Annotated in this window: 11 protein-coding genes; 2 read left to right on the forward strand and 9 right to left on the reverse strand. The window is 59.5% G+C overall.

Features of this window, described 5'->3' with window-relative positions; genetic code table 11:
* Positions 1-95: 95 nt before the first annotated feature.
* Entirely contained in the window at positions 96-1,601 is a 1,506-nt protein-coding gene (locus QR290_RS23765; protein ID WP_289203740.1) for a glucosyltransferase domain-containing protein, read from the reverse strand.
* Positions 1,602-1,772: 171 nt separating this feature from the next.
* Positions 1,773-3,194 carry an amino acid permease gene (locus QR290_RS23770; protein WP_115079077.1) on the reverse strand — a complete coding sequence of 474 codons (1,422 nt, stop codon included), beginning with the start codon at positions 3,192-3,194 and terminating at the stop codon, positions 1,773-1,775.
* 498 nt (positions 3,195-3,692) lie between these two features.
* Between QR290_RS23770 and QR290_RS23775 the strand changes: the two genes are divergently transcribed.
* Together QR290_RS23775 and QR290_RS23780 are read left to right on the forward strand one after the other, a co-directional pair.
* A complete protein-coding gene (locus QR290_RS23775) occupies positions 3,693-6,836 on the forward strand; it encodes a transglycosylase domain-containing protein (RefSeq protein ID WP_289203741.1) in 3,144 nt (1,047 codons plus the stop codon).
* 150 nt (positions 6,837-6,986) lie between these two features.
* Positions 6,987-12,008, forward strand: coding sequence for an NEL-type E3 ubiquitin ligase domain-containing protein (locus tag QR290_RS23780; protein WP_289203742.1), 5,022 nt, complete (start codon positions 6,987-6,989; stop codon positions 12,006-12,008).
* A gap of 51 nt (positions 12,009-12,059) precedes the next feature.
* Here the strand turns inward: QR290_RS23780 and QR290_RS23785 are convergent, their stop codons facing one another.
* The 7 genes from QR290_RS23785 to QR290_RS23815 all read right to left on the reverse strand — a co-directional run bounded on the left by QR290_RS23785 (position 12,060) and on the right by QR290_RS23815 (position 19,611).
* The gene (locus tag QR290_RS23785) at positions 12,060-13,220 is read right to left on the reverse strand and encodes a hypothetical protein (protein ID WP_240321655.1); all 1,161 of its coding nucleotides are present in this window, start codon (positions 13,218-13,220) and stop codon (positions 12,060-12,062) included.
* Between the two features lie 137 nt (positions 13,221-13,357).
* Entirely contained in the window at positions 13,358-13,861 is a 504-nt protein-coding gene (locus QR290_RS23790) for a CS1 type fimbrial major subunit (RefSeq protein WP_289203743.1), read from the reverse strand.
* Between the two features lie 118 nt (positions 13,862-13,979).
* Positions 13,980-14,480 carry a fimbrial assembly protein gene (locus tag QR290_RS23795; protein ID WP_115079081.1) on the reverse strand — a complete coding sequence of 167 codons (501 nt, stop codon included), beginning with the start codon at positions 14,478-14,480 and terminating at the stop codon, positions 13,980-13,982.
* Between the two features lie 15 nt (positions 14,481-14,495).
* Complete coding sequence (locus QR290_RS23800) at positions 14,496-15,239, reverse strand: molecular chaperone (protein WP_115079082.1); 744 nt, start codon at positions 15,237-15,239, stop codon at positions 14,496-14,498.
* Between the two features lie 43 nt (positions 15,240-15,282).
* The gene (locus QR290_RS23805) at positions 15,283-16,491 is read right to left on the reverse strand and encodes a hypothetical protein (RefSeq protein ID WP_115079083.1); all 1,209 of its coding nucleotides are present in this window, start codon (positions 16,489-16,491) and stop codon (positions 15,283-15,285) included.
* 4 nt (positions 16,492-16,495) lie between these two features.
* A complete protein-coding gene (locus QR290_RS23810; RefSeq protein WP_289203744.1) occupies positions 16,496-19,018 on the reverse strand; it encodes a TcfC E-set like domain-containing protein in 2,523 nt (840 codons plus the stop codon).
* Between the two features lie 101 nt (positions 19,019-19,119).
* Positions 19,120-19,611 carry a CS1 type fimbrial major subunit gene (locus QR290_RS23815; protein WP_289203745.1) on the reverse strand — a complete coding sequence of 164 codons (492 nt, stop codon included), beginning with the start codon at positions 19,609-19,611 and terminating at the stop codon, positions 19,120-19,122.
* Positions 19,612-19,759: the final 148 nt, after the last annotated feature.

A 19,759-nucleotide genomic window follows, 5' to 3' on the forward strand; every position in this document is an offset into this window, starting at 1 on the left:
TGTCGCGGCAACGGTCGGGGCTTTCACGCTAGGGAAAGACTCGGGCGGGGTCTACTGTCAGAAGTTACAGGTCGGCGATGGTTTTCGACCAACGGTTACCATTGCAATAACCGGCCGTGGGGCGGTTCTTTCATGACGATGAATCCGTAATCACCGATCAGGTAGAGGCGGTAATAGAGGCTGTCCACCAAGGGTGGATAGCCCATCAGACCGACATGGGTTGCGTTGCGTCGCTCACGTTCTGCGAGCACGTTGGTGATGCCGGCCGAGGGCAGGTTTTCGGCGAGCATGAAGTAGTCGATGTTCAGCAGGTATTGCAGCACCGGTAACTGCTTGAACGTACCCACCGCCCCCGCCAGCCAACGGTCGGAGTACGTCACCGAGATATAAATCCGCCTGGCTTCGCGCAGTTCTCGATGGGACGCGATGTCATGGCTGAGGCTGTAGAGCGCACTGCTGGCGAAGGTTTTCTCCATCGTCAGCACCCGGCCATAGGCAAAGGACAGCGACAGCGTGGCCAGAAGCGGAATCGCCAACACCAGAGGCAACCGTTGATGCAGCGGCATCAACCCCAGCCAGGCCAGATAGAACAGCAACATCAGCAGCACGCCGAACCCCATCAGGGTGCGCGCGCCTTCGTTGAAGTCGCGAAACAACAGCGTCATGCCCGGCACCAGCAGCACAATCAGCGGCAGTGCCAGCAGGCAGCCGAAACTCAGGAGCAAATCCTTGGTGCGCGACATGTTGCGCTCGCCAATCCGCCGCCCCAATTGCACGCCGCCGAACACGGCGCACAGCACCAACACAACAAAAACCACCGTGTAGCCGCCGTGAAACAGCAGCGCAACCTTCTCCATCACCCGACCGATATTGATGCCGATCTGCAGCAGCGGATCAGCGCTCGCGTTCAGCAATTGCGTGCGTGTGGAGTCCGTGAACGGATAGGCTGTGACGCTGTAAATCAGCACCGCCAACACCAGTTGCGCCAGCCGCCAGCCTGACCGGCACCAGAGCTCATCCCACGGCAATCGCCGATGAACATTGCGCAGCAATTCCACGCAGCACAAGCCAAGAAACACATTCAGGCTGATCTGATACAGCCCGATCGCCAGCGCCAGCAACACCGACGGCACCAGCCATCGCTGAATGCGTGAAGCGCCGCAAAACGTGATCGCGTAAATCACCGCCACCAGACTCAGGGCCATGCCGGCCCCGTCGTATTGATAGGACAGGTTCTGCAACAGGAACGGGTTGTACCAGAGCGGCAACGGCACCAGACAACAGGCCAGGGTCGGTTCGGGGAAATAGTGGAAAGTCAGCCGGGTCAGAGCGAACGACATGGCGACCGTGGCGAGCAACAGCGGCAATGGGAAAATATTCGGCGCAGCGCCAGTGAAGGTCAGCGCCTGATACAGCCAGTCCATGAACAACCGCCCCTGCCCCGCCCAGGCATTGCCGGCAGCGAGGGTGCGCCAGTTGTCGTCGATGTAGGGGAAGTCGGCGAGGATCAGCGGCAGGATGTACAGCAGCGTGGCGAACAGGAAAAACAGCACGACCTGGCGGCGGCCGAGTTCTCGTACGAGAAAATCGCTGATCCTCATACCTGCGCCTCTGTTCACGGCTGCGCTGGAAACAACGTAGATAAACCTTCGAACATGACTCTGAATCAGAAGTCGCTTTTTGCGCTGATTTCAGACCAGCGGCATCAACCTCGCCCCCAAGAAAAAGCCCCGGACTTTCGACCGGGGCTTTCATGTTTCAGCGACAACGAATTACGAAGCCGAACGCACCGCGCCCTGGGACGCATCGCTCGGTTGCAGCTTGAACACGTAGAACAACACGGTCAGCAGCACGAGGAACGCCGGGCCCACATACAGCGCCACGCGGGTGTCCGGGAAGTACGCCATCAAGCCGACCACCAGCACCAGGAACGCCAGCGCCAGATACGAGCTGACCGGGAACAGCCACATCTTGTACTTGAGGCCCGCACGTTCGCTGGCGCTCAGGCCTTTGCGGAATTTCAGCTGGGCCAGCAGGATCATCACCCAGGTCCAGATCGCGCCGAAGGTAGCAATCGAAGTTACCCAGACGAAGACTTTTTCCGGTACCAGATAGTTGAGCAGCACGCCCAGAAGCAGCGCGAAGATCGACAGCAGCAGCGCGCGACGCGGTACGCCATTGCTCGAAGTGCGAGCGAAACCGGCCGGCGCCTGGCCGTTCTGCGCCAGGCTGTAGAGCATGCGTCCGGTGCTGAAGATGCCGCCGTTGCACGACGACAGCGCGGCGGTGATCACCACGAAGTTGATGATGCCGGCGGCAGTCTTGATGCCCAGACGCTCGAAGGTCATCACGAACGGACTGCCCTGAGTGCCGATTTCATTCCACGGGTAGATCGAAAGGATCACGAACAGTGCGCCGACGTAAAACAGCAGGATCCGCCAGAACACCGAGCCGATCGCATTGGGGATGGTCTTCTGCGGGTTCTTCGCTTCGCCGGCGGTCAGGCCGATCATCTCCACGCCGAGGTAGGCGAACATCACCATTTGCAGGGACATCAACACGCCCGTCACGCCGTTGGGCATGAAGCCGCCGTGGGCCCACAGGTTGGAAATCCCCAGCGCCACGCCGTCGTTGCCGAAACCGAAAGCGATGATGCCGATGCCGCCGAGCACCATGGCGATGATGGTGACGATCTTGATCAGGGCGAACCAGAACTCGAATTCACCGAAGGCCTTGACCGCGATCAGGTTGATCGAGCCCATGCTGACCAGCGCCGCCAGCGCCCAGATCCAGCGCGGAACATCGGGGAACCAGATGCCCATGTACACCGCCACCGCCGTGATTTCGGCGACGCAGGTCACCAGCCACAGGAACCAGTAGTTCCAGCCGGTGAGAAAGCCCGCCAGCGGGCCGAGGTAATCCTGTGCGTAACGGCTGAAGGAGCCGGCGACCGGGTTGTGTACGGCCATTTCGCCGAGGGCGCGCATGATCACCAGGATCGCCAGACCGCCGATGATGTAAGACAGCATGATCGCCGGGCCGGCCATTTCGATGGCCTTGGCCGAACCGAGAAACAGACCGACACCGATGCAGGCGCCGAGCGCCATCAGGCGAATATGCCGTTCACCGAGTTCGCGTTTGAGCGGGCCGCCTTGAGCGGTTTCGCCATGGGGCGGGTGATTGCCGACTGGCATGGGGGACTTCCTCGTCTTGTTATTGGATGTGACCACCGAGTGTTCAAGCGTCGGCCGATAAGCCTGCGCCTGGGAAAAACCGGCCCTGCTTCGTGGGCAGGACCGTCCCGCAGAAGCAACCTGCGGGATCAGCGGGGCGTGCAGTATAAAAAGCTTGCGGCAGGTTTTTTCACTCTATAAGGCATCTGATTCAGACGTAAAACTCGTCAAATACGAGGTTTACGAGACAAACCATCCTGCATTTCGAGGATTATTCACCGCGCAAATGGGCGCCGAGTATTGCACAGCAATGGTGCAGCGTCATGCCGCGACCAAAGTCGCAACTGCCTCAAGACCTCTCTGTTCCGGCCTTTTCAGGCTTTCGACCACTTGCCGGAGGGTTGCAGCCGGATTTGCAGATTTGTTCAGGGTCACTTCTTCACAATTTTTTCACCCGCGCCAACCACCGACTAAGCTTCAGTCAAGTCCGATCAATCTGCGTGAATGGATCAATCGACTATGGGCGCTTTGTGGCAAACCGATTCGAGTGAAAAAGTGGTTCCGACTGAACGTGTGGATGAAGCGCCTGTACCTGAAAAACCCCGTCGTAACCGGCATGGGTGGAAGGCTTTCTGGCTACTGTTGGTGATCATTGCGATTGTCGTGGGCCTGGCTGCGATGAAGGAAATGCGCACCTCGCGTTTTCAGTCCCGCGAGGTCAGCCAATACGCCGCCAAGCTCAAGTACGAATTGCAACCGGGGCCCAGCGAAGCCATCCGCTATCCGGGCAACGGGCCATTCGACCTGCGCCTGGGTTACAGCTCGCTCGACGAGTTTCTGCCACGACTGATCAAGCGCAACTACGTGATCACCGAGCAGACGCGTTTCTCCCCGGCCCTGCTCAGCTACACCGACAAGGGCCTGTTCGTGCCCTATTCCGAGAAGATCCAGGCCGGGCTGTCGATCACCGATTGCCGCGCCGCGCCCCTGTATCAGTACAACTATCCGCAGCAGCTATATTCGAGTTTCGATTCGATTCCGCCGGTGGTGGTCAACAGCCTGTTGTTCATCGAAAACCGCTTTCTGCTCGACCCCAAGCAACCCATGGCCAACCCGGCGGTGGACTGGCCGCGCTTCGGCATGGCCGCGTGGTCGCAGGTCGCCAAGTTGCTGCACTTGCCGGGGCAGTCGGCCGGTGGCAGTACCCTGGCCACACAACTCGAGAAATACCGCCACTCGCCCGACGGGCTGACGGTGTCCGGCGCGGAGAAGATCCGCCAGATGATTTCCGCCAGCGTGCGCGCCTATCAGGGCGGTCCGGACACCTTGCCGGCGCGGCAGAACATCATTCGTGATTACCTCAACAGCGTGCCGCTGTCGGCGGTGCCGGGGCATGGCGAAGTACACGGCATGGCCGAAGGTCTGCGGGTCTGGTATGGCGCCGATTTCAACGAGGCCAACCGCAAGCTCGCGAGTACCGAAACCGATCCGAAGACTATGGCGGACAAGGGCCTGGCCCTGCGCGAAATGCTGTCGCTGATGATCGCCCAGCGCCGTCCTTCGCATTACCTGACCAAGGGCCGCGAAGAGCTGGTCGAACTGACCAACAGCCACTTGCGCCTGCTCAAACAGAACGGCGTGATCGACGCTGCTCTCGCCGATGCAGCGCTGGCCAGCACCATCAGCTATCGCGACTGGCAGACCCAGCCGACGATTCAACCCATCGAAACCAACAAGGGCATCAGCGTCGCCCGCAGCCGGTTGGCCTCGATGCTCAATCGTCCGCTGTACGACCTCGACCGTCTCGACCTGTCTGCCACCAGCACTTTGCAGGGCGAGCTGCAAACCCAGGCCACCGCCTACCTGAAAAGACTGGCCGACCCGGCCTATGCGACCGAAGTCGGCCTGATGGGCGAGCGCCTGCTGACGCCCACCAGCACCACACAAGTGCGTTACAGCTTCACCCTGTTCGAGCTGACCCCGGACGGTTCGCGCGTGCGGGTGCAGACCGACAGCACCGACCAGCCGTTCGACATCAACGAAGGCAGCAAACTGGAACTGGGCTCCACGGCCAAGATGCGAGTGCTGACCACCTACCTGCAAATCATCGCGGAGCTGCATGACAAGTACGGCGCCATGACCGTGCCGGAATTGAAGAAAGTCGACGTGCCGGATCAGGATCGTCTGAGCCAGTGGGTGATCGATTACCTGATCCAGAACAAGGATCACGACCTGTCGAAAATGCTCGGCGCCGCCCTCGACCGCAAATATTCGGCCAGCCCCGGCGAGGCGTTTTTCACCGGTGGCGGCTTGCATGTGTTCCATAACTTTCGCAAGGAAGACAACGGCCGCATGCCGACCCTGCGCGATGCCCTGCGTGAGTCGATCAACCTGCCGTTCATTCGCCTGATGCGCGATCTGGTGCGCTACACCACCTACTCCGGCCCCAACAACAGCGCCGAACTGCTCAAGGACGACCGCGACCCGCGCCGTCAGGAATACCTCGCCTCGTTCGCCGACCGCGAAGGTACTTCGTTCCTGCTCAAGTTCTGGAAGAAGTACCGGAACAAGGACACCCAGGCCCGGCTCGATACCTTCCTCGACAGCATGCGCCCGACCCCGATCCGCATGGCCGCCGTGCACCGTTACCTGCTGCCCAACGCCAGTCAGGAAGACTTCAACACCTTTGTGCGCTCGCACCTCAAGGGCGTAAAGATCACCGAAAAACTCACTGACGAACGTCTGGAACGGCTCTATCTGGCCTACGGCCCCGGCACCTACGACCTGCCGGATCAGGGCTTCATCGCCAAGGTTCACCCGCTGGACCTGTGGATGATCGGCTACCTGCTCAACCACCCCGACGCGACGTTCAAGGACATCGTCAAGGCCAGCCAGTTCGAGCGTCAGGAAGTCTACAGCTGGCTGTTCAAGAGCAAGCACAAGGGCGCCCGCGACAGCCGGATCCGCACGATGCTGGAGATCGAGGCGTTCCTCGAGATCCATCAGCGCTGGCAGAAAGTCGGCTATCCGTTCGATCACCTGGTGCCGTCGCTGGCCACCGCCATTGGCAGCTCCGGTGACCGACCCGCTGCGTTGGCGGAGTTGATCGGCACCATCCTCAACGACGGTGTACGCATGCCGACCCTGCGCATCGACAGCCTGCACTTCGCCGCCGGCACGCCTTACGAAACGAAACTGGTCAATGACCCGCACGTCGGCAAACGGGTGATGCCGTCGGAAGTCGCCACGGCGATGCGCGAAGCGTTGTCGCAAGTAGTGGACTCCGGAACGGCCAAACGTGTTTCCGGCAGTTTCAAACTGAACGATGGAACACCGCTGACCATGGGCGGCAAGACCGGCACCGGCGACAACCGGATCGAGGCAATCGGCTCCGGCGGACGGATTCTCAGCTCGAAGTCGATCAACCGCACGGCGACCTTCGTGTTCTACATCGGCGATCACCATTTCGGCACGCTCACCGCGTTCGTGCCGGGGCGCTCGGCGGAGAACTTCAAGTTCACTTCCGCCCTGCCGGTGCAGGTGCTCAAAGGCATGGCGCCGATCCTGATGCCGTATCTGCAACCGGGCAGCGATTCGCAATGTCGACCGCCACCGGCCTCTCAAGTGGCACTGGCGAACCTGCCGTCGCTTAACACTGATTGAAATTGTGCAGGCAATAACTATTTGTTTTATGCATTCCAATATTCAATCTTTCGCCTGTCAGGCTCGCACTCCAGAAACAGGCTTTTGAACTAATCTTCTGCACCCTTGAACGTTAGGCTCATCACTCCTGACTTATTCAAGGCTGTATCCATGACTGCAACAACCGAATACAAAGGGCAACATTACGAATTAATCAAGTCGCGGATCGATACGGTATTCACCGACCTGAAACTGCATCACGGCGAAGCATTGAAAAAGATCAAACCGCGCCGTGAACTCTGGATGGTGCCGCAACTGGCCAGCGTCAACCGAAGCGCCTGGGCGGCCCGCAACGCTGCCGACAGGGCACTGGCCCGACTGAAAGACATTCACTCGTTTGCCAAACCGCTGCTGAAGGCCCGCTTGAGGGAAAAAACCGGCATCGACATTGATATCGAAAATACGTTTCTGATGCTGTATCGCGAAGCCAGATCACCTTGGTATGTGATAGATGCAATTAAAAGTTCATCCACAAGAAAAGTGTCTTTGCTCGAGGCAGCATTGAACAACTTTTCCTTTGAAGAACAGTACGCGTCGAACTCCGCGTTTCTTGTCAAAAGAGAACTTGTTAACGACCAGTACGATATTTCCCCACTGGATCGGCTGATGACCGTGGCCCAGTTCCAGACTCTCTGCCGCGAGCTGGATATCGGCAGGCTTTATCAGGCACATCTTCAGGAAATGCTGTTGAACGACGACCCGGCAGCGCGCAGCTACGTGCAGTTGCAGATTGTGCAAAGCCAGAAGGCCGCGCTCCGTGCGGCCGCACACATGGCGCTGGCAAAAAAAGACATCGACCGTGAAGGTCTGCAACTGATCCGTGCCCTGCTCGACGGTCGTGTGGCACTCAAGCTTGGCCAGCAGCGGATGCAGGCTTGCGAGCTGACCATCATGGATCTGAAGATGACCGGCATCCTGATCCTGCGCCCCGACCCCGAGCATCCGCTGTCCTCTTCGCGGATCATCGCCTACGTTCCGCACGACCCGGAACATCCGTTGAAGGAATACGCCTCCCACCTCGACTTCCTGACCGAACTGACTCGCCAGTTGCAGAAGAACGACACACTGCCCTCCACCGGTGGCAGCTACTGGCAGTTCTTCAGCCAGTTCGTCGATCACCACCAGCGCGGACATTTCTTCGCCGATCTCAAGCAGCGTCTGCTGCATGTGAAATGGTATCCACACGAGCGTGGAGACTCACGTCCTTCCTGGCGCGAAACACCGGTCAGCCACCCCAACCTGCAATACGGTGCGACACCGATCAGCGGCGCCTTGTGGGAATCGCTCTATCAGCGCCAGCTCGACAAAATCCTCAACGATGCGCGCAACATCGCCGTGCCGACGGCAGATGCTGACCAGAACGCTCGCGCCGACTGGTGGGCAAACGTCTTCAGGATTGCTCAGGACATCCTGAACGTGGCAGTGATGGTGGCCGCGCCTTTTGTCCCGGTTGTCGGGCTCGCAGTGCTGGGCTACACCGCCTGGCAACTGACCAACGAGGTCGTCGAAGGCGCAGTTGATCTGTTCATGGGCCTGTGGGAGGAGATCGCGGAACATATCGTCGGGGTTTATCTCGACGTCCTGCAATTGCTCACATTTGTCGCTGGTGCCCACATAGCCAAACCCTTCCTGCTGAAACTGTCCCCCACGATTGAAAACATGAAGCCGGTTATTTCACTCGATGGAAAAACCCGTTTGTGGCACCCGGATCTCCAGCCCTATGAGCAATCCCGGCTGGCGTTGCCCGATGGCTCCAGACCCGACGCCCTGGGCCTGCATCAGCACGCCGGCAAGACCGTTCTGCCGCTGGAGGGCAAGCACTATGCGGTCAGGCTTGATCGCAGCAGCGGTCACTATCGCATTGAACACCCTTCCCGCTCGCAGGCCTATTCGCCTCAGCTGCGCAACAACGGCCGGGGGGCCTGGACTCACGAAGCCGAGAATGTGCATGACTGGGAAGGCCCGCGCCTGATGCGGCGCCTGGGGCACTCGGTCGACGGTTACAGTGATTCAGAGCTGGAAAAAATACGGCGCATCAGTGGCACGCCAGTCGACTCGTTGCGCCGGATGCATGTGGAAAACAGCCCGCCTCCGCCGCTGCTCGAGGACACGCTCACCCGCACCCGTATCCGCCAGGAAACAAAAGCGATCGGCGAGCGTATTCGCACAGCAAAGCCCCTTTCCCCGGATTCGCACTGGTTTGACCGAATGGTCCCCGACATGCCTGGCTGGCCAGCCGACAAGGCCCTCAAAGTCTGGCAAAACAATGATCTGACCGGCGCTTACCGGCAATACGGCAACCCCCGTGCGTCTGACCATCAGACGTTGTCCATCGGACTGGCCGACGTATTGGACAACCGCTTGCCCGAGCGACTGGTGGAGTTCCTCGACGACGCCGACATGCAGTCACTGCTGGACGGGGACTATCCAAAAGCCCGGCGGGCACAGGTCTTGCGCAACCGCCTGGCCGACGCCGTGCAAACTCGCGGGAGCGAAATCATCGACTACCAGTACCGTTTGAGGAATCGCTCCAGCGATGCCGGGGCTCAGTTGATCCAGCGCCATTTCTCTCCCTTGTCGGCACGACTCGCCGAGTCACTGGCAAACAAGGCGACAGCCGACGAGCACGGCATCATGAGCGGGCAGCAACACATCCCCCTGCGCCTGAAAATTCAGGCCCGGGAAATCGCGTTCGAGGTGCTTGCCACCCGGGCCAACGAGGGCTTGCATGATCCGGCATGGCTGGTGCCGGATACCGAACGTCTCACGCTCGGCGCACTGAGGATCTACACCGACACGTTCTCAGACTTGCGCATAGAGGTTCGCGAAGGCACGCATGACGGCCGGTTGCGAAGCAGCGCCGGCCCGGACAATGCCACAACAGTGCGCAGATTGATCCGGGATGAACACGGTCGTTATGAAGTACGCGACGGTGGGAACAACAAACTGCACGACGCTGCTGACTTCTACGATTCCATACTGGCCGCCCTGCCCGAAGGCAAACGCCGTGCACTGGGCTATCGCACGGGCCAGGGGCAATCGTTCAGACAATGGGTGATGCTCTGCACCGAAACGCCAGCCGAACGCCGGACACTCCTGGCACGCTCCCCGATCCGTCCTGTTATCCCGCTGGAAACCGAGCTGCTGTTGCGCGGACCGAGGCTGTCCAAGGCACCGCTGACCGTGGAAGAAAAAGTCGGCAATCTCTATCCGCACTTCAGCGAAACAGAAGTGGCGACGTTCACCCGGTCATTGCAGGCCACCGGCGATGCCCACTGGAAAATCGCGCGGCTTGAAAGTGAACTCACGGCGCTGAAGGAAAAACTGGAAACCTGGAGACAGGGCTTCCTGAACAACTGGGATGCCGACGGCCCCGATGCCAATCTGCCCCGCGCCTTTCAGGACTATCAGCACAAAGGCGGGCGCTTTATCGCCGAGCGCCTGCTGGAGTGCTTCGAACGCAGGTCCGAGGTATTCCAGGAGCGCAGCACCAGTCTTGAGAGCGGCTATGCACTGGATTTATCAAAAGAGATGTTGCCCCATGACCTGCAACACTGGTGGGGACAATTGCCGGACGGCCTCAAACCCTGGCTCGATCAGATCACGACATTGAACCTGGACGGCCAGGGATTTTCTTCAGCGACCAACGGACTGCTGAAGGATTTCCCTCAACTGCGTCAATTGAGTGCCAGACACTGCAACCTCAGGACCCTGCCGGCCGGCATCGACCGGATGCAGCGTCTGGAAACCCTGCGTCTGAGCAACAACCAGCTGCAGCTGATGCCTGCCAATGAACGGCTGTTGAACACACTGACGCGCCTGGAAACCCTGAGGCTGGACAACAATCCACTCAGCATGCCCCTGTCGGTCGGGCGCATGCCGAGGTTGCGGATCCTGAGTCTGATCAATACACAGATCGACGTCTGGCCGCTGGGCCTGTTCGAGGTTCCCCGCCCCAGAGGATTCTTTCTTGATCTGGGCAACAACCCGCTCAGGTACATTCCCGAAGTGCCGTCCGGCTCGGATGAGGCTTACCTGATCGCCCGCACGCGTGTTCATCTGGAACAAGTGGCCAGCCAGGCACGTTCCACTTACCAAGGCTATCGCAGGTCCGTGGGTCTGCGTCCGTCACACACTTACGCCACCGTTGCAGAAGACTTGCTGGAACAATGGCCGGTTTCCGTGGACACCGCACTGGTTGACGAGACACCCGGCATCGGCGCACTTCGCCCAGAGGCGTGGCACGACGTGGCGAGCGAACCGGGCTCCGACGGGTTCTTCCGGGTGTTGCAGGACCTGACCCGTTCTGCCGATTACGAACAGGGTGGCGAGGCACTGGATCAGTTGACCGATCGCGTCTGGCGCATGATCGACGCCATGGACATAGATACCCGGCTGCGCGAAGAACTGTTCCTGATGTCGACTGACCCCGAAGGCTGCGAAGACGCCGGCGCCCAGTTGTTCAACAGCATGGGAGTACGCGTGCTGGAATCGGAAGCACGCACTTTTTCCCGTTCTCCCGATGAGCTTGAACGCCGACTGGTGACACTGGCCAAAGGTGCTGCGCGCCTCAGGCAAGTCAACGAGATTGCCCGGGCCGATATCGCGGGCCGCCCGGAAGGAGCAGACGATGTGGAAGTCCACCTGGCCTATGAAACCGGTCTGGCCAGACGGCTTGAACTGCCCTGGCAATCCGAGGCCATGAAATTTCGCGGGGTCGCCGGAGTCACCGACGAGACCATCGATGCTGCCGGCGACAGGATTCTCGATGCCGAGGCCGATGACGGCCTGGTCGACCAGATGCTCGACCAACTGTTCTGGGATCGTTATTTGCGTGAAACCTGGTCGGGAGAAATCGAAGCCAACGCGCGCGCGTACCAGGAACAGGTCGACCTGCTGATCGATTTGCAGGAAGCCCAGGAACGCTGGAGCGAAGGCAAAGACCACTCACCCGAGCTCAGACGCACCCTCACTGAATTGGCTCAGCGTCTGTCCATCCCGGAGGATCTGCTCCTCACAACGGAAAAAACCAGTCAGAAGACCTTTGACGATTGTCTTGAAGACATCGGACGGCAGGAAAAGGCACTGAAACAGAGGCTGACCCGCGAGGCCATGGCTCGCGCGGGGATCTGAGCCGCTGCGCAGTCCTGAAGGCAACCGGCCAGGTTGCCTTCAGGGTTGGACTCAGGCCTCCGAATCCCAGATCACCGTGACGTTGCCGGCGTAACGCCGGGCCTGACCGGGCTGCAGCATCTGTTCGACATAGTCCTTGGGTATTTCGAAATGCAGCGTGCCCGGCGCCCGGTCCAGAAACTGCCCCGGCTGAAATACCGGGGCATCCGCAAGGGTACTCAACGGTCGATGACGTACTGGCTGGCCAGCACTGTCGGTGATGCTGGCGGGCAGGCTGACACTCGTGAACACCTGCGCATCCGCAGCGCCGCCTTCTGTATCGCGCAACCCACAGGAGTGCACGCCGCCGTACTGGCACTCCAGGAACATCTTGAAGCGCGAGGAGGACGAAATATTGAACGTCTGGTCGCGAAACAACCGTGCCGGTTTTCGCCCCTGTTGCAACCAGGCCAGCCAGCCCCCCTCGGGCACCAGCACGACCTTGTTGCCGCCGGGAGGAATATCGACTTTCAGGACATGCTGGACATCCAGCACGAACCGGAAAGTCACGGCCGAGCCGTCCGGCAGCAGATTGTCACCGGTGTCGATGTCCATCCCCGACCCGACACCGTAGGTCAACTGACCGGTGTACAGGCCGGCGGACATTTGCAAAGGATCCGGCATGCGCAGCTCGTAGCCCACGTCCAGGTATCCATAGGACATCCAGGGAATCACGAACGCGGCACGTTTGGCGCAGACCCCTTCGACCGGCGTCTTCCAGAAGAAGCGGAAAAAATCCGGCCCGTGAGACGGCATCGTTCCGGGTTGGCAAGGCAGCGGCGCAACGCCCCAACTGGTGCCCCACAGTTTGTAGTGCGCCTGCTGGTCGTCGGTCTCGCCGGTCAGGTTGGCCGCCGTGTCGCTCAGCACATACTGGGAACCGAACCCGCCGATGCGCATGTCCACCGTCGCGGTCTCACCAGTGAAAACATTGGCCACCAGCAGACTGCGCCACTGCGCCGGCATGTTGAACATCGCGCCGTTGCGCTCGGACGAGCCCGGCTCCAGTGCCTGCACCGAAGCGAATCGCAACGGCAGCCGAACGCCCGATAACGGTTTGCAATCGTTGGGATAGGTGGCGCAGTAACCGCTCTGCGGCGTCTGGTTGATGAAGCTGTTGGTCTGCGGATTGGCGGGATCCGGAACATAGACCGCCCTGATTTCCTGAGTCACCGCGTACGCTGATGAGCAGATCAACCAGCCGTAGAGACCCGCCTGCCACTTTGCCTTGCTTAATCTGTTGAATGTTCGCAACCCTGAAACCATTACCAGCTCCTTGCTCAGCAAACGGTCTTATGTTGGTTCAACGATCAACCCGTCGGGGCTGCCACATTGAAAATGATGTTGACGGTGCCGTAGTAATCACCCGGTGTATAACCGTTGGCATGCCCCCGTGGCTCGATCTCCAGCAGCACCCTCTTGCCTGCGACGGCCTCCTCGCGGGACACGACCTGAACCGGCACAGGGTTATGACTCAATTCCGTACCGTTGAAGTTGATGCGCAGACTGATGTCATCCCGTGAATCCAGGCCGCTGGAGAGAAAGGGGAAGCTTTCGAGGCGGGCTTCGATGGCACTGCTGTCGTTGCGCACATCGAAGTTCTTGCGCAAGCCGCCGAGGGTCGAAGTGGCGAGGTCCCAGGGCAGCGTCTGTTGATGGTGTATCCAGTCCGGTTCGCTCGGTATCACATAAAATTCCAGGGTCGGAATATCCACCGAGACTTCAAAAATATTCTTTTCCTGTGCTGCGAAGGCTCCACCGGCCATCGGCGTCGAAACGCCCACGCACACGGCGATCACCGCTTGCTTGATCATGTCGCTTTCCTTTGCTTCGATAGAAAATCCGCCTCCCTGGCGGCTGCCCAGCCCGGCAATGATCGCGATCTTTCCTTTATCCGTTCGCAAACGGATACCGATCAGCGACTGCCACTTACTACTCTCCCGGAGCCCTCGCATTGAACAGGACCAGAACGTTGCCGAAATAATCTCCCGCCTTGTAACCACCGGGCGGCCTCACCGGATCGATCTCCAGCGGCACTCGCTTGCCCATCGCGGCCTCCTCTTTTGACAGCACCTGACGGAACGCCGGAGCGGCACTCAGTTCTACGTTGTTGAAGCGCACACGCAGATCGATATTCTCGCCGGGCCTGCCCGTCGACAGGTACGGCGCACTTTCCAGCCGTGCCTCGATGGCACTGGTGTCATGCCGCACATCGAAGTTCTTGCTGAACCCTCCGAGGGTCGAGTCCGGGTAGTTCCAGAGCAGAATCTGCGGTCGGTGGATCCAGTCCGGTTCCGACGGCAGGATGTAAAACGGTCGGCTGGGGATGGTCAGCGTCACTTCGAATTCCAGCGTTTCCCGAGCCGCCCAGACAGCGGTTCCAGTCAACGTGCTGATTGCCGCCAGAGCGACGGCCACACAATACTTGTTCATGTCGTTTCCTGTGTGTCAGCGGCTGACGACCTTGAGATCCTGCTTGCGCTCGCCTTCGACGAGTTTGAAGCGATACTCGCGGCCCTTTTCCTTGTCGAAAGCGAACGTTCGGCCGGCCATGACGTGGTGTTTGATGGTCGCGCCGCAGTCGGTTTCCTTATCCAGTGAACAGCTCTTGAACTCGTCAACCACAATCACGGTGTTGCCGTTGTTGCGCACTTCAAAGCGTCCATCGGTTTCGTTGAGGGCGGTGTCGTAGCGGGCATCTTTCGGCCGTACAAAAAACACCGTGCCGAATCCGGTCATCACGTTGACGCCCGCCGAAAGCGTCTTTTTGTAGTCTTCGCGCTCTTCGCTGGAAACCACAAAATCGTCTTCCTTCTCCGGCACCACCGGCACGAAGCGCACACGGAAATAGCGCTCGCGATCACGTTCCCCCATGTAAAGCAGACGCGTGCCCTGCATGCCCTGGGCCGGGATGATCAGGCGCGCCGGGCTGGCCATCAGGCCGTTTCGCGACGCACCATCAGCGGCGCTGGCAACCGGAATCTCTTGGGGCTGGCCTTGGCCGTCGTAGACGATCTCCAGCACATTGACCTTGACGAACGCAGTGCTGTCGCCACTGTTGAACACCCGTTTCAGGTAGGTACTTTTCTCGCCGTCCAGGTAGTCGTACACCGTGCCCACATTGATCTGCGGTCCGGCCTGGGCCGTGGTCCAGAACACCGCGCACAGCAACAGCAAAAACAGATGTTTCATCGTTTCAACCTCATCAAAATCACAATGCCCCGTTGGCAGATGCTCATACTTCCGAATCGAAAATGATCGTCGCGTTGCCCCACAGCGTGCCGTTCATGCCGGGTTTCAAAAAATCCAGAAACCCGGGAGAGATGAAGAAGCGCAAATTGCCTTGCTTGCGATCGATGTAACGGCTGGGCTCGAACGGTCCAAGCCAGGTGTTGTAGGTAAGCGTGCCGGACCAGCCATCGGCATTCCCGGGGCCTACAATGCCGGGTGGCATCGTGAGCCGGATCTGGAACTTGGAGTAGCCCACCTGGTTATTGCCTATATTGCAGTCGGCCCCCCCCAGAGAACTGCACTGCAACATCACCTTGAAACGCGATGAAGAGGACAGGAAAAACGGCTGATTGCGGAAGATGTCGGTCGGCCTGCGGCCGCTGTCGATCCATTGCTGCCAGCCGCCTGACGGCTCCAGTGCAATCTTGTTCCCGCCAGGGGGCAGCTCGACTTTCAGCGTGTGCTGTACGTCCAGAACAAAATCCAGGGTCAGATTGCTATCGTCCGGCACCATCGTCGTGCCCATCTGAAAATCACCACCGGGGCCCAAGGTGTAGGACAACGATCCGGTGTAGAGCCCGGAAGACATACCCAAGGGATTGGGCGTTCTCAATTCATATGCAAAATCGAGGGTGTCGAAAGACATCGACGGAATCCGGTATGCGGCGACCTTGGTACAGGCAGCCTCTACCGGTGACTTCCAGAAAAACCTGTAGTTCGTCGGTGTGTAGGCCCCTACGCCGCTGTATTGACAGGGCGTCGGAGCATAGACCCAACTGCTGGCGGTCCAGAGTTTCTGATGTCCCTCCAGAGGGGTCGTCACTCCGGTCAGATCGGCCGCCGGATGGCTCAGGATATAGTTGGACCCGATTCCGATGATTCGCACTTCAACGGTTTCTGTTTCCTGCGTATCCCGATTGATGACGGTCAACCGCCGCCAATTGGCCGGAACCCTCACTGCCAGACTATCGCCAGACGCGACGGGCCGCGTGGACATGAAGCGCACTGGCGTTTGAATACTGAACATACTGTTCGCAGAGCACTGATCCGGGTAAGTCGCGCAATAGCCAGTGTTCGGAGTCTTGTTGACGAAAATGTTCTTGTTCGGCTGAGAGGGATCAGGCTGGAACAACGCCCTGATCTCATGATTGGCCGCCTCGGATGGCAGGCTCAGCACCGCCAGTAAACCCAGCCAGTACGTTGTCGCTTTCATGACGTCAACCCGCCTTCTGTTCGGTGGATGCGAGATCGGCCAGGGTGTCCGGCGTGCAGCGCAGGTCACCGATCATCAGCACATTGTTTTCGCTGCGATGGTCCTTCTCGTTAAGACGGAACTGGCACAGCAGGTTGTTTTCGCGGCGCACTTCGAGAGTCGGCGACCCGGCGTTCATCTCCATCGAGAAGAACCCATCGACTTCCGTCACCCCGCGACTGGCGTGGTTGATCACGTGATGGCCCTTGAGGGGCCGGCCCTGCTCATCGACCAGGCGGCCGAGCACGGTCAGGGTTTTCATCACCCGGACTTGCCGGTAATCCACGCCGCCCTTGTTGAGGTGATAACGCGCACGGGCCGGGGCAATGGTGGCGGCGGGCACATGGTTGCCTTCGAAGTCGAAGCTTACGGAACTGTTCTGGTAGGCCGTCAGCGGAATGAAATTGCGCCCCGGCTTCAATGCAGCACCGCCGCCGCTGAGGTCGTCGGCCCGCAGGACGATACCGTCAATGTCCGATTCCACGTCGACGATCATGCCGGCGCCGCGCATCTCGTATTCGCTGGTCATCAGCATTTTCTCTCCGCCCATCACCAGGGTGCTGTCGAGGTTGAGGCCGCCGGTCAGCTTGTTGTTATAGGACGAACGCTGGACGAACCCGTCGCCATTGACCGTGTCGGTACGGAAGGTGCCCAGGCTCGTCAGACCGACACCATAGGTGTCGGTCAATGCCGTCACCGAAACGTTTTGCAGCACGTGATCCTTGAAGTCCTTGCGCCAGCCCAGCGAGGCGTTGTTGTCGCGACCGCCATCGCGATCGGTGCGTGAACCGATGCTGCCGGTCAGTTGTTGCCCCGGTCCGCCGATCGCGAGGTTCAGGCTCAGATCGACGCCACGATTACGGTCATCTCCGCTGCTGAAACTGCCGGGCCGGTCGAACAGCGACAGCCGCCAGTTGGCGTCGTTGCCGAACAGCACGGCACGCCGGTTCCAGCCGACATCCACACCGAGCCCCTCGACATTGCCCTCGCTGTGGGCGACCCGCATGTTGAAAGAGTTGCGCTGATCGAGGCGATGGTTGATCGCCAGCGATGAGTTGCTGGTCTGGCCGACGAACACGTTGCGTTGCCGCACACGGGTACCGTCGGGCAGGATTTCGTAAAGATCGGTGGTGTCCAGCCAACTGCGGGTGTGACTGAAGATCAGGCTCCCGGAGCCATAGTTGTAAAGGCTTTGCAGGTCCAGTCCGGTGCCGTAGTCACGGGTCTGGTAGACGTTGGCATACAGGCTGAGATGGTTGGCCAGCGTCCAGTCGATGGACGTGCCGAACTGCAATTTTTCCCGGATCTGTCGTGCCGACAACCCGAGAATCACCCGTGGGTGCGCCAGGTAGTTGATCGAAGCTCCGGCCGTTGGACTGCCGCTGGCCTGTTGATCCCAGTTGCTGAGCAGCTTGCTCTCTTCGCCGGCGAACAGGTTGTAGCGCCAGCGCTCGTCGAGGTTGCGCCAGTTGTTCGGCTTGTAGACCAGCTCCTGAGTGGTGGAGGTGATCTGACCATCTTCGAGCAGTCGCACTTCCACTTCATAGATGCCGCCCGGAAGCGGTCGGGTATCGAGGGTCTGCAATCCGGCGGGCACCGACTGCGTGTTGATCAACAGGCCGTCGCGGTAAATCTCCACCGATCCCTGACGGTTGGCAGTGACATAAATCGGGTAAACGCTGGGCATCGGGTTGTTGATGGCCAGACTGTCGGAGCTGCCGTACATCACACCGACCGCCGTATCGGGGCTGGTGCCGAATGTACGCGGCTGACGGGTCAGGCCTTCGGAATTGGGGGTGAAATAACCCAGGCGGAAGAAGCTGCCTTGCAGCTCGCGCTGGGTGTAAAGCTCGTGCACGGCGTGGTACAGCTTGTCGTCGGGACCGCCAATGCGCGCCAGTTGCATGTTGAACGTCTGGCTCCAGTTACCCAGGCTGCCACTGGCCTCCAGACCATAGCGCCCACCCAGGTCCTGATCCTGGCCACCATTGAGGTTGAGCTGATTACGCACCATCAGGCCGCTGCTGCCTTCGAGGGGCTGATCGTGAAAACGCTTGGTCTCGAGATCGCGCTCGGCATTGCGGGTGAGGATCGAGACCAGGGAACTTTCAAGGTTGTAATGCACGGCCAGCACATCATTCGGGCACGCACCGGTGCAATCGCCCAATGGCACGCCAGGCTTGAGAAAAGTTGCCCACTGTTCCCGTTCCGCAGGGCCGTAGCGGTTTTCGCTGGTATCGGTAAATTCGAGCAGGGTGATGCGGTCATCACGTGACAGCACGACCAGCGCCTCACCCAAAGGTTGCTGGTCAAGCTCGATCCGCACTGCCAGGGGGACGTCGAAGAAATGTTCCTCGAAATCTGCTGGCAAACCTTTGGCTTGCGCCAGCAGACTGCGTGGCGTCGAACCCGGGGAAACAGGGGCCGCCGTCGCACCGGCACAAAACAGCAGCGCAAGCGCAACCGCGATGGGTGTCATCGGGAACATGAACTCTTACTCTGATTTCGAACAAGTTGAAATCCGGCGGGACATTGGGGAATGGTTGTCCCGCCGGGAAACGCTACAGGACCGTCAGCGCAGGTGCCCGATCAGAGCGCAGCGATCGGCGGTACGGCGTCGAAGGTCAGCGCAACAGTACCGGTGTAATCACCCGGGTTGAACGTGGTGCCCTTGGCGCTGATCTTCAGGGGCGCGCGGAAGTTAACGTCGGACTCGGACTCACCTACGACCATTTGTGGAGTCTGGGTCAGTACCTTGTTATTGAACGAAACTTCCAGCGCGATGGTGTCGCTTCCGTAGATCAATTGCGGAACACTTTCCAGGCTGGCGTGAATCGAACCGTTGTTGTTGCGCACGTCGAAGAAGCCATTGATTTCACGCATCTTGCCGGTGCTTGGCTGATAGCTCATATCCTGGTCTTTGTTGACCAGATCCGCATCGGTCGGCACCACGTAGAAACCATTGGTCGGCACATGGGCGATGAGGCTGATGGAGTGGCGCGCTTCACCGGCAGCGAAGGTCACGGAAGAGCTCAGGGCGAGGGCAGCGAGAGAAGCGGTGATTGCGATTTTCTTGAACATCGATCAGTACCTGTTTTCTTTTTAAGGAATCGAAACATTGAAGTTCAGGTCACAACGGCCGATAAGGCCTGAAACACGGAAGTTCAACTCCGGGGCATGATCAACGCTTGCAAATAGAATGTAAGCAGGCAACTTCCCACGAACTTGT

Origin of the sequence: Pseudomonas fluorescens (assembly GCF_030344995.1) — a bacterium.
Classification (GTDB): Bacteria; Pseudomonadota; Gammaproteobacteria; order Pseudomonadales; family Pseudomonadaceae; genus Aquipseudomonas; species Aquipseudomonas fluorescens_BF.